Here is a 12,062-nt window from a genome sequence, read left to right as displayed (position 1 = left end):
TCCAGACAACCTGCCAGCGCAGGGTTGCCACTTCGTTTCCGGGCCTCCCGCAGGCGGCGCCGGTGCTGTTTTACACAGTGGTAGTTATGGACGGCGGCAGACTGCCAGCCGTCACATCGCACCGCTGCTGTTGCGCACGGCCTGCACGAATGCGCGAATCCTGGCGTGATCCTTGATGCCCTTGCCCTGCTCCACCCCGCCGCTGACATCCACGGCATACGGCCGGACCTGCTCGATGGCCGCGCCGACATTCGAAGGGGTGAGCCCACCGGCCAGAATCACCGGCTTGCTCAAGCCCGCCGGGATCAGCGACCAGTCGAACGCTTCGCCCGTACCGCCGGGAACGCCTTCGACATAGGTGTCCAGCAGAATCCCGCGCGCCCCCGTATAGGCGGCACAGGCGGCGGCGATATCGTCGCCGGCCTTGACGCGCAGCGCCTTGATGTAGGGGCGCTGATAGCGCTCGCATTCGTCCGGGGTTTCGTCGCCATGAAACTGCAGCATGTCCAGCGGCACGGCATCCAGGGTTTCATTGAGTTCACACCGGCTGGCGTTGACGAACAAGCCCACAGTGGTCACGAACGGTGGCAGCGCAGCGATGATGGCCCGCGCCTGCAACACATTCACCGCTCGCGGGCTCCTGGCGTAAAACACCAGACCAATGGCATCCGCCCCCGCCTCGACCGCCGCCAACGCGTCTTCGATGCGGGTAATCCCGCAAATCTTGCTGCGAACGGCTGACATATCGTAGAAACCTCAGGGATTGAACCGAGAAAGTCCCGGATGGTAACAAAAGCTCTTCCGGGCGTCAGCCGTCAAGTTCGCTGAAACCGGTGAGGAAGTGTGGCCCGATAAAACGCTCCGGCAGCTCGAACTCATCACGGTACTCCACCTCCACCAGATACAGGCCGAACGGATGCGCCGTCACCCCACCGGTACGGCGCACGCGGCTTTCCAGCACTTCGCTGGCCCATTGCACCGGACGCTCGCCGGTACCGATGGTCATCAGCACACCCGCAATGTTACGCACCATATGGTGCAGGAACGCGCCCGCACGGATATCCAGCACAATCATCTTGCCATGACGGGTCACGCGCAGATGGTGGACTTCCTTGATCGGCGATTTGGCCTGGCATTGGCCGGCACGGAACGCGCTGAAATCATGCACCCCCACAAGGTGTTGCGCAGCCTCGGCCATGCGCTCGGCATCCAGCGGGCGGTGGTTCCAGGTAATTTCCTGGTTCAGGTGCGCCGGGCGGATCTGATCGTTATAGATCACGTAGCGGTAGCGCCGGGCGATGGCCTTGAAGCGCGCATGAAAATGCGCCGGCATGACCTTGGCCCAGGTGACGCTGACGTCATGGGGCAGGTTGATATTGGCGCCCATTACCCAGGCCTTCATCGAGCGTTCGGCCTGGGTGTCGAAATGCACCACCTGACCGCAGGCATGCACGCCCGCGTCGGTCCGCCCGGCACACATCAGCGACACCGGCGAGTCAGCGACTTTCGACAAAGCGTTTTCCAGGGTTTCCTGCACCGTCAGCACGCCGGATGCCTGGCGTTGCCAGCCGCGATAGCGCGAGCCTTTGTATTCCACGCCCAGCGCGATGCGGTAAAAGCCTGCGGCCGCCATTTCGGCGGCCGCGTTATCTATATTTGCCAAGAACTGAGAGCCTGATGAGTTGCGCGAAGGCAGCCATTATAAAGGCGACGGCTGCGCGACGGGCGCTTTTGTTGGAGAGGGGCGCCAAGCCAACTGTGGGAGGAAGCACGCCCTGTCTCACAATGGATGTTTATCAGCCTTCAGATTCGGCCGAGCATTTCCTTGGCCTCGCCGCGCTGGGTCTCGTTGCCCTCGGTCAGTACTTCGGACAGGATGTCCTTGGCGCCATCGGCATCCCCCATGTCGATATAAGCCTGGGCCAGGTCCAGCTTGGTGGCGACTTCATCGGTACCCGACAGGAAGTCGAACTCAGGCTCATCGTCACCGAGCGCCGCATCTTCAGCCGTGAACGAGGGTTCGATGGAGGGGTGCTCCAGGCTCTGGGACAGACGGTCCAACTCGGCGTTGACGTCATCCAGCTCCGACGCGAAGGCATCCGGCTTGGGCGCCGATTCGGGCTCATCCGCCAGGGAGAGGTCGAAATCTTCCGGCAAATCGAAGTCGTCCAGAGCTGCTGGGGTCAGGGTCGGCGGCTCGACGGCAGGCACGTCCTTCATCTGCTCTTCGAGCCCGGACAGGAAGTCGTCATCCGATTGCGCGGACGCCGGTGCATCCAGTTGCAGATCAAGGTCGAAGTCCGCCAGTTCATCGGCACGTGCATTGGCTGCCGTCTGCTGCTGAAGAAGCGCCTCGAATGTCTGCTGATCATCGACCTCAGCCGGCGATGCCGCTTCCAACTCGTCCAGGCTCAGATCGAAATCGGTGTCCAACGGCTCCGGCTGCGACGCAGCCGGCTTGTCTTCCAGCAAATCCTTGACGTACTGGGCGTCCAGGGCTGCAGCGGCCACTGCCGCGCTTACACCTGCCGCCAATACCGCCATGGCCGGGAAACGGCGTTTGAGCTGCTCGACCTGGGCATGGTTTTCACCGTTGGCCACCAGCTGCCGCTCCTGATTGACGAAACCGTCCTTGTCATTTTGCAGGCCGTACACTTCCATCAGCTTCAAACGCAGATCGCTGCGCTTGGGCTCGTGCTTGATCGCTTGTTCGAGCACATCGGCCGCCTGGTTCAGGTGGCCACGGTCGATATGGGACTGGGCCTGGGCCAGCGCATCGTTGGCGTTCTGCGCGGCAACCGCAACCGCCAGCGGCGCAAGCACCGAGGCGACGCTCGGCACGACCGGCTCAACCACCGGAGCGCGCGCAGGCGCGGGCGCTACATTCGGCGGCGGCACTTCCAGGCCTTCGAAACTGTCGGAGGGCAGGTCGCGCTCCAGGCTCGATGTGAACTCCGGCTCCTCAGCCAGCGCTCGCGCCATGCGCAGGTGCTTCTCTTCTTCAAGACGGGCGTTGCGATGACGCACCCACAGCAGCAGGAGCAGCAACGCCAGAATGATGGCCGCACCACCGAGCACACCGAGCACGATGGGGTTGGTCAACAGCTCATTGAATTTGCCTTCGGTGGTTGCAGGCGCGGCAACCGGCTTGGCAGGTTCCGGAGTAGGTGCGGCAACCGGGGCTTGTTCGGCAGGCGCCGGCTCATCGGCCGACGGCGCAGGCATCGCCGCCGCCTCGGGCGCTGCTGCTGCCGTCACGGGCGCCACTGCATCGCCCTTCTCGGCCTGCAACCGGGCCAGTTGATCATTTTTCAGTTGAATCAGCTTTTGCAGCTTGTCCAACTGGCTTTGCAAATCTGCCGCGCGGCTTTTGAGCTCTTCGTTATCGCGACGGGTGGTGTCCAGTTGCTCTTGAGTCATCGCCAGCTTGTCGCTCAACGCACGGCTGTCGCCCGCCTTGCCGTTTGCACCTTTTTTGGCTGCTTCGGCCGACACCAGGCTCAGGTTGTCCTTGGCATTGGTGCTCGACGGCGCGCTGCCAGTCTCGGTGCGCTTGGTGGCGTCCAACTGGGCCTTGCCTGCCACTTGCTGGGTGGCAGTGCGGCGCCCCTGGCGCCAGGCGGCGTTCTGCGCAGTCACTTCGGCGATCGCCTGGGGTTGCGCCAGCGCGGTGCTTTGCACGGTGTCCGGCAGGCGCAGGACCTGGCCGGTTTTCAAGCGGTTGATGTTGCCATCGACAAAGGCATTTGGGTTGAGCGCCTGAATGGCCAGCATGGTCTGTTGCACAGAGCCACCATTGCGGTTTTTCTCGGCAATTTCCCACAAGGTGTCGCGAGCCGTGGTGGTATGTTGCGCAGGCTTGCTGACGGCAGACGCGGTGCCGGCCGGCGCACTCAAGCGCGGCGCCGGGGCGCTGGCAGCCGATGTGGGCGGGTCGAATTTGGCGGGATCGAGCAGCACGCTGTAATCACGCATCAGGCGGCCATTAGGCCATTGCACCTGCAACAGAAAGCGCACATAGGAATCGGGCAGCGGTTTGTCGGAGGTGACGCGCACCACGCTGCGGCCATTGGGATTGACCACCGGCGTAAAAGTGAGCTGGTCGAGAAAGGCCTGGCGATCTACACCCGCATCGACGAACGCCTGGGACGACGCCAGGCTCGGGGTGATCTCGGACGCCGTGAGGCCACCGACGTCGAGCAACTCGATTTCCACCGACAGCGGCTGGTTCAACTTCGACTTGAGGGTCATCTCCCCAAGTTGCAGCGCCTGCGCCATACCGGAGGACAGCGCCGAGGCGGCCGCTATTGCTAACACCAGTTTGCGAACTTGAACCATAGCCTCATCCTTTGTCTGAACACTCCCCGGCTTGCGAGAAGGTTGGTAACCGCTGCCATAAGGCATGGCGAGCCGATAGGTCACCGACACGCTTGTGTTCCGCTTTGGGCCAAGCATAGCGCTTGGTGAGAATCAATCTACAAATTGACGCCAAGTATCTTTTACGCAAGGCCTTTTATCAACAACTGCGCCAGCTGCACGGCGTTAAGCGCAGCCCCTTTGCGTACGTTATCTGACGTCAGCCACAGATTTAGTTCCGCCGGGTCGTCGACGCCCGCGCGCACTCGTCCTACATAAACAACGTCCTGACCCACTGCATCGCCGACTGCCGTTGGGTAGTCGCCCGCCTCGACCAGCTCGATACCCGGCGCCGCCTCAAGCGCGCCGCTCACCGCAGCCAGATCGGCCGGCGCGCCCAACTGCAGCGACACAGTCAGGCTATCGCCGAAAAACACCGGGGCTTGAATGCACGTGGCGGAAATTTTCAGTAAAGGTGTTTCCAGTACGGCGCGCAATTCATGTACGAGACGTTTCTCCAGCGCCGTGTGACCCTGGGCGTCTGGCGTGCCGACTTGTGCCAGCAGGTTGAAGGCCACTTGCCGATCAAAGAAGGTCGGCTCCAGCGGACGCACATTCAACAGCTCGGCGGTCTGGCGGGCCAACTCACTCACGGCCTCGCGGCCCAGGGCAGACACGGCCAGGTTGGCGGTGACGCTCACGCGCTGGATATCCAGCAGGCCACGCAACGGCGCCAGCACCACCGCCAGGTAAGTGGCGGACGGGCTCGGGCTGGCGATTTGAAACGGCTTCTTCAAGTCTTTGAGCACGTGGGCATTGGCTTGCGGCACCACGTGCGGCGCCTGCTCGGCAGGCAACGCGCCAGACAAGTCGATCACCGAACAACCGGCGGCAATGGCGCGTGGAGCGAAGCTCAAGGTCACCGCCGGGCCGGCCGCGAAGAAAGCCAGTTGCGCCTTGCTGAAATCGAATTCGTCGACTTCCTTTACCCGCAGATTCTTGCCCCGGAACGGTACCGAGGCACCGGCGGAATTGTTGCCCGCCAGCAAATAAAGGGTGCCTACCGGGAAGTCCAGCTCTTCGAGAATCTGTACCAGGGTTTCGCCAACGGTGCCGGTGGCGCCGATCACGGCGATTTCAAAGGTCTGGGTCATGGGGCTTGCCTCGGGCATTGCGGGGGAGCGGCACTTTACCGGGTGACAGGGGGTGAGGCAATTGGCCTGGGGCTTGTGGAGTGGCTGATGGCCTCATCGGGGGCAAGCCCCCTCCCACAGGGTGATGTGTGAACGCATTCAAATGTGGGAGGGGGCTTGCCCCCGATAAGGCCCTGGCAGGCAACAAAAAACCCGCGCCTGTCACCAGAGCGCGGGTTTCCCGGTACAAGCAGCGATCAACGCTCGAGCAAAATCCGCAGCATGCGACGCAACGGCTCGGCCGCGCCCCACAGCAACTGGTCGCCAACGGTAAACGCGCCGAGGAACTGGCTGCCCATGTTCAGCTTGCGCAGACGGCCCACAGGTACATTCAGGGTGCCGGTGACCTTGGTCGGGCTCAGCTCCTGCATGCTGATATCGCGGTTGTTCGGCACCAGCTTGACCCAGGGGTTGTGCTGGCTGATCAACCCTTCGATATCGGCGATCGGCACGTCTTTGTTCAGCTTGATGGTCAGCGCCTGGCTGTGGCAGCGCATGGCGCCGATGCGCACGCAGATGCCATCCACCGGGATCGGATTCTTGAAGCGACCGAGGATCTTGTTGGTCTCGGCCTGGGCCTTCCACTCTTCGCGGCTCTGGCCGTTCGGCAGTTCCTTGTCGATCCACGGGATCAGGCTACCGGCCAATGGCACGCCGAAGTTTTCGGTCGGATAAGCTTCGCTGCGCATGGCGTCGGCCACGCGGCGGTCAATATCCAGGATCGCGCTGGCCGGGTCGGCCAGTTGATCGGCAACCGCAGCGTGGGTCGCGCCCATCTGTTTGATCAGTTCACGCATGTTCTGCGCGCCGGCACCGGAGGCCGCCTGATAGGTCATAGCGCTCATCCACTCGACCAGACCGGCCTCGAACAAGCCACCCAGGCCCATCAGCATCAGACTGACGGTGCAGTTGCCGCCCACATAATTGCGGGTGCCGGCGTCCAGCTGCTGGTCGATGACCTTGCGGTTGACCGGGTCGAGGATGATCACCGCATCGTCCTGCATGCGCAGGCTCGACGCGGCGTCGATCCAGTAGCCCTGCCAGCCGGCTTCGCGCAGCTTGGGGAAGACTTCGCTGGTGTAGTCGCCACCCTGGCAGGTCAGAATCACATCGAGGGTCTTGAGCTCTTCAATGCTGTAGGCATCCTTGAGCGGCGCAATATCCTTGCCCACGGACGGCCCTTGGCCACCTACGTTCGAAGTGGTGAAAAACACCGGCTCGATAAGATCGAAATCCTGCTCTTCCAGCATCCGCTGCATGAGCACGGAACCGACCATGCCGCGCCAACCGATCAGACCTACACGTTTCATCGCAACTACACCTTGTTAAAAAGTGGGCCGCCTTGCAGCAACAACTGCAAGCGGGCCCGAGAGATTACAGATTCCGCAGCGCGGCGACTACAGCATCGCCCATTTCTTGCGTCCCGACTTTGGTGCAGCCCTGCGACCAGATGTCGCCGGTGCGCAAGCCCTGGTCCAGCACCAGGCTTACGGCCTTCTCGATCGCATCGGCCGCATCGCTCAGGTTGAAGCTGTAACGCAGCATCATCGACACCGACAGAATCGTCGCCAACGGGTTGGCAATGCCCTGGCCTGCGATGTCCGGTGCAGAACCGTGGCACGGCTCGTACATACCTTTGTTGTTTGTGTCCAGGGAGGCCGACGGCAGCATGCCGATGGAGCCGGTGAGCATCGACGCCTGGTCGGACAGGATATCGCCGAACAGGTTGTCGGTGACGATCACGTCGAACTGCTTGGGCGCACGCACCAGTTGCATGGCGGCGTTGTCGACGTACATGTGGCTCAGCTCGACGTCCGGGTAATCCTTGGCGACCTCTTCGACGATCTCACGCCACAGTTGGCTGGAAGCCAGTACGTTGGCCTTATCGACCGAGCAGACCTTCTTGCCACGTACACGGGCCATGTCGAAACCGACACGGGCGATGCGGCGGATTTCGCTCTCGCTGTACGGCAGGGTGTCGTAGGCCTGACGCTCGCCATTCTCCAACTCGCGCACGCCGCGTGGCGAGCCGAAATAGATACCGCCGGTCAGCTCACGCACGATCAGGATATCCAGGCCCGCCACCACTTCCGGCTTGAGGCTCGAGGCGTCGGCCAGTTGCGGATAGAGGATGGCCGGGCGCAGGTTGCCGAACAGGCCCAGTTGCGCACGGATTTTCAGCAGGCCGCGCTCAGGACGGATATCCCGCTCGATCTTGTCCCACTTCGGGCCGCCCACGGCGCCCAGCAGCACAGCGTCGGCCGCGCGGGCACGGTCCAGGGTCTCGTCGGCCAGGGGCACGCCGTGCTTGTCGATGGCTGCGCCGCCGATCACGTCGTGGCTCAGCGCGAAGCCCAGGCTGTACTTGGCGTTGGCCAATTCCAGCACCTTGACCGCCTCGGCCATGATTTCCGGACCAATACCGTCGCCAGGGAGAATCAGAATCTGCTTGCTCATGGGTTCCTCATTTCATCGAGCGACCTGCTCGTGGGCAGGTCGGGAAAAATCAATCAGCGCTCGGCCCACACCACCAGCACGTCAGTGCTGAAGGTGCCGTCGGCTTGAATCTCGTAATAATCGCGCACTTCCTGGCCCATTGCCTGTTGCAGCTGCAGGATGGCTGCGCGCAAAGCCTGCGGGGTACGCATGCGTTCGACCCACGACGTGTATTCCAGGCGCAGGCGCTGGCGGCTGCTGTTGCGCACATGCAAGCCGGCCTCGCTGAGCTGGCGCATCCACTCGGCGGCGGAGTAATCACGCACATGGCTGGTGTCGCGCAGCACTTCGACGGTTTGCAGGTAAGTGTCCAGCAACGGGCTGCCCGGTGACAACACGTCCACGAAGGCCGCCACGCCGCCCGGCTTGAGCACTCGCCGCACTTCGCGCAGGGCCAGGCCGAGGTCGCTCCAGTGGTGGGCCGAATAACGACTGAACACGAAGTCGAACTCGCCATCGGCGAACGGCAGGCGTTCAGCGGCGCCGTTCACGGTGCTGATATTGGTGAAACCGCGATCTTGCGCAGCGGCGGCCACCACGTCGAGCATTGGCTGGGACAGGTCGTAGGCCACCACCTCTTTCACCAACGGCGCGACATGGAAACTGACATGACCGGCACCGCAACCCAGGTCCAGCAGTCGTGCACTGCCCTGCCCGGCCAGTTCGGCCTGGAGCAGCGCGAATTCGGTGCCCTGCGCGTGAACGGCGCTGCTCAGGTAGGCGGCGGCTTGTTCGCCGAATTGTTTTTGCACGACTTGGGTGTGGGCGGTGGTGGTCATGGGGGCTTTCCCTGGATTTTGTGTTGTTAACACCGGCCTCATCGGGGGCAAGCCCCCCCCACCTTTTGATCTGTGAATACATTCAAATGTGGGAGGGGGCTTGCCCCCGATAGCGGCGGTCCTGCCTACCTCAATCGCGAAACAACCACGGCTGGCTCGCCCGGTGCTTGCGCTCAAACGCCGCAATCGCATCGCCGTCCTGCAAGGTCAGGCCGATATCGTCCAGGCCATTGATCAAGCAGTGCTTGCGAAAGGCGTCCACTTCGAAGTGGTACACCTTGCCATCCGGACGGGTCACGGTCTGTGCGGCCAGGTCCACCGTCAACTGGTAGCCCACATTGGCCTCCACTTGCTGGAACAGCTCATCCACTTCGGCGTCGCTCAGGATGATCGGCAACAAGCCATTCTTGAAGCTGTTGTTGAAGAAGATGTCCGCATAGCTCGGCGCGATAATGCTGCGAAAGCCATATTCTTCCAGGGCCCACGGCGCGTGTTCACGGCTGGAGCCGCAACCGAAGTTTTCCCGGGCCAGCAGCACACTGGCGCCCTGGTAACGCTCGGCGTTGAGCACGAAGTCCTTGTTCAGCGGGCGCTTGGAGTTGTCCTGGTAGGCATAGCCCACGTCCAGGTAGCGCCATTCGTCGAACAGGTTGGGGCCGAAACCGGTGCGCTTGATCGACTTCAGGAACTGCTTGGGGATGATCTGGTCGGTGTCCACGTTGGCACGGTCCAACGGCGCGACTAAACCTGTGTGTTGTGTAAAAGCACGCATCGGGTATTCCTCAGATCAATTCGCGAACGTCGATGAAACGACCGTTGACGGCGGCGGCGGCGGCCATGGCCGGGCTGACCAGGTGGGTACGCCCACCGGCGCCCTGGCGACCTTCGAAGTTACGGTTGGAGGTCGATGCGCAATGCTCGCCCGACTCCAGGCGGTCAGGGTTCATCGCCAGGCACATGGAACAGCCCGGCTCACGCCATTCGAAACCGGCTTCGAGGAAGATCTTGTCCAGGCCTTCCGCTTCGGCTTGCGCCTTGACCAGGCCCGAACCCGGCACGACGATGGCTTGTTTAATGGTCGACGCAACCTTGCGGCCCTTGGCGATCACTGCTGCGGCGCGCAGGTCTTCGATCCGCGAGTTGGTGCAGGAACCGATGAACACGCGATCCAACTGGATGTCGGTGATCGCCTGATTGGCTTTCAAGCCCATGTACTTCAGGGCGCGCTCAATGGAACCGCGCTTGACCAGGTCGGCTTCCTGGGCCGGGTCCGGCACCTTCTGGTCGACGGCCAACACCATTTCCGGCGACGTGCCCCAGCTGACTTGCGGCTTGATCTGGGCAGCGTCGAGTTCGATCACGGTGTCGAACACCGCGTCGGCGTCGGACACCAGGTCTTTCCAGGCTTCGACGGCGGCATCCCAATCAGCGCCCTGCGGAGCGAATGGACGGCCCTTGACGTACTCGACGGTCTTTTCGTCCGCCGCCACCATGCCGACGCGGGCACCGGCTTCGATGGACATGTTGCAGATGGTCATGCGGCCTTCGATGGACAGGTCGCGAATGGCGCTGCCGGCGAATTCGATGGCATGGCCGTTGCCGCCGGCGGTGCCGATCTTGCCGATCACCGCGAGCACGATGTCCTTGGCGGTCACGCCAAACGGCAAGGTGCCTTCGACGCGAACCAGCATGTTTTTCATCTTCTTGGCGACCAGGCACTGGGTGGCGAACACATGCTCCACCTCGGAGGTGCCGATGCCATGGGCCAGGGCACCGAACGCACCGTGGGTGGAGGTGTGGGAGTCACCGCAGACCACGGTCATGCCCGGCAGGGTCGCGCCCTGCTCCGGGCCGATCACGTGGACGATGCCTTGACGCACGTCATTCATCTTGAATTCGGTGATGCCATATTCATCGCAGTAGTCGTCAAGCGTCTGCACCTGCAAACGCGACACCTGGTCGGCAATGGCTTCGATGCCGCCTTTGCGCTCCGGGGTGGTTGGCACGTTGTGGTCCGGGGTGGCGATGATGGAGTCGACGCGCCAAGGCTTGCGCCCGGCCAGCCGCAGGCCTTCGAACGCTTGGGGCGAGGTCACTTCATGGATGATGTGACGGTCGATGTAGATCAGCGACGACCCATCATCGCGCCGTTTCACTTCATGGGAATCCCAAAGCTTATCGTAAAGCGTTTTGCCGGCCATCAGTCGGTCCTCATCAGCGGTGTTTCTATGCGCCGGGCTTTCAATAACCCTTTGGCTTGTGAGGCTGATGGTATGGCGCTACATTAAATAACTCAAATTCATATTTTTTATGCTTTGGATTACCAACTGGAATAGCACCATGGACCTGGCCAACCTCAACGCCTTTATCGCCATCGCCGAAACCGGCAGCTTCTCCGGCGCCGGTGAACGCCTGCACCTGACTCAACCCGCCATCAGCAAACGCATTGCCGGCCTGGAGCAACAATTGAAGGTGCGCCTGTTCGATCGCCTGGGCCGTGAAGTGGGCCTGACCGAAGCCGGGCGGGCCTTGCTGCCGCGTGCTTATCAGATTCTGAATGTGCTGGACGACACCCGTCGCGCCTTGACCAACCTGACCGGAGAAGTCAGCGGGCGCCTCACGCTGGCTACCAGTCACCATATAGGCCTGCATCGCCTGCCGCCGGTTTTGCGCACCTTCACTCGGCAATACCCGAGCGTGGCGCTGGATATTCAATTCCTCGATTCGGAAGTGGCCTACGAAGAAATCCTCCACGGACGCGCCGAAGTGGCGGTCATCACCCTGGCGCCCGAGCCGCACAACCTGGTGCGCGCGACGTCCGTGTGGGACGACCCGCTGGATTTCGTGGTGGCCCCCGAACACAGCCTGATCAGCAACGGCTCGGTCAGCCTGGCCGATATCGCCGGGCACCCTGCGGTGTTTCCCGGCGGCAACACCTTTACCCACCATATTGTCAGCCGCCTGTTCGAGGCCCAGGGCCTGACGCCGAACATCGCGATGAGCACCAACTACCTGGAAACCATCAAAATGATGGTGTCCATCGGCCTGGCCTGGAGCGTGTTGCCACGCACCATGCTGGATGATCAGGTGGCAAGTATCGCGTTGCCGGGCATACAGCTGCGTCGCCAGCTAGGCTATATCGTGCACACCGAAAGGACGCTGTCGAACGCTGCGCGGGCTTTCATGAGCCTTCTGGATGCACAGGTCGATCCGCCAGGGATACCGGCATGACGTTGTG

General features: G+C 62.3%; 10 protein-coding genes. 1 reads left to right on the top strand and 9 read right to left on the bottom strand.

The window, feature by feature from the left end; translation table 11 throughout:
• Nucleotides 1–111: 111 nt before the first annotated feature.
• The 9 genes from BFQ04_RS23930 to leuC all read right to left on the bottom strand — a co-directional run bounded on the left by BFQ04_RS23930 (nucleotide 112) and on the right by leuC (nucleotide 11,025).
• Nucleotides 112–744 carry a phosphoribosylanthranilate isomerase gene (locus BFQ04_RS23930; RefSeq protein ID WP_065952918.1) on the bottom strand — a complete coding sequence of 211 codons (633 nt, stop codon included), beginning with the start codon at nucleotides 742–744 and terminating at the stop codon, nucleotides 112–114.
• A 64-nt stretch (nucleotides 745–808) separates the two neighbouring features.
• Nucleotides 809–1,633 carry a tRNA pseudouridine(38-40) synthase TruA gene (gene truA / locus BFQ04_RS23925; protein ID WP_065952917.1) on the bottom strand — a complete coding sequence of 275 codons (825 nt, stop codon included), beginning with the start codon at nucleotides 1,631–1,633 and terminating at the stop codon, nucleotides 809–811.
• 170 nt (nucleotides 1,634–1,803) lie between these two features.
• On the bottom strand, nucleotides 1,804–4,338 hold the full coding sequence (locus tag BFQ04_RS23920) for a FimV/HubP family polar landmark protein (RefSeq protein WP_065952916.1): 2,535 nt from the start codon (nucleotides 4,336–4,338) through the stop codon (nucleotides 1,804–1,806).
• 161 nt (nucleotides 4,339–4,499) lie between these two features.
• On the bottom strand, nucleotides 4,500–5,510 hold the full coding sequence (locus BFQ04_RS23915; RefSeq protein WP_065952915.1) for an aspartate-semialdehyde dehydrogenase: 1,011 nt from the start codon (nucleotides 5,508–5,510) through the stop codon (nucleotides 4,500–4,502).
• A 236-nt stretch (nucleotides 5,511–5,746) separates the two neighbouring features.
• Nucleotides 5,747–6,859: an aspartate-semialdehyde dehydrogenase gene (gene asd, locus BFQ04_RS23910; protein WP_057721535.1), complete on the bottom strand. Its 1,113-nt coding sequence runs from the start codon at nucleotides 6,857–6,859 to the stop codon at nucleotides 5,747–5,749.
• Between the two features lie 64 nt (nucleotides 6,860–6,923).
• Nucleotides 6,924–8,006, bottom strand: a complete 1,083-nt coding sequence (leuB, locus tag BFQ04_RS23905) for a 3-isopropylmalate dehydrogenase (protein ID WP_065952914.1) — start codon at nucleotides 8,004–8,006, stop codon at nucleotides 6,924–6,926.
• Between the two features lie 53 nt (nucleotides 8,007–8,059).
• Entirely contained in the window at nucleotides 8,060–8,824 is a 765-nt protein-coding gene (locus tag BFQ04_RS23900; protein ID WP_065952913.1) for a class I SAM-dependent methyltransferase, read from the bottom strand.
• Nucleotides 8,825–8,954: 130 nt separating this feature from the next.
• Complete coding sequence (gene leuD / locus BFQ04_RS23895) at nucleotides 8,955–9,596, bottom strand: 3-isopropylmalate dehydratase small subunit (RefSeq protein ID WP_065952912.1); 642 nt, start codon at nucleotides 9,594–9,596, stop codon at nucleotides 8,955–8,957.
• 10 nt (nucleotides 9,597–9,606) lie between these two features.
• Nucleotides 9,607–11,025: a 3-isopropylmalate dehydratase large subunit gene (leuC, locus tag BFQ04_RS23890; protein ID WP_065952911.1), complete on the bottom strand. Its 1,419-nt coding sequence runs from the start codon at nucleotides 11,023–11,025 to the stop codon at nucleotides 9,607–9,609.
• Between the two features lie 139 nt (nucleotides 11,026–11,164).
• Here leuC and BFQ04_RS23885 point away from each other — a divergent pair, with 139 nt between their 5' ends.
• Nucleotides 11,165–12,055, top strand: a complete 891-nt coding sequence (locus BFQ04_RS23885; RefSeq protein ID WP_065952910.1) for a LysR family transcriptional regulator — start codon at nucleotides 11,165–11,167, stop codon at nucleotides 12,053–12,055.
• Nucleotides 12,056–12,062 lie beyond the last annotated feature (7 nt).

Origin of the sequence: Pseudomonas sp. 37 R 15 (assembly GCF_900004865.1) — a bacterium.
GTDB classification, from domain to species: domain Bacteria; phylum Pseudomonadota; class Gammaproteobacteria; order Pseudomonadales; family Pseudomonadaceae; genus Aquipseudomonas; species Aquipseudomonas fluorescens_AM.
The sequence above is the reverse complement of the archived record's forward strand: the minus strand, read 5'-3'. Positions and strand labels throughout refer to the sequence as shown.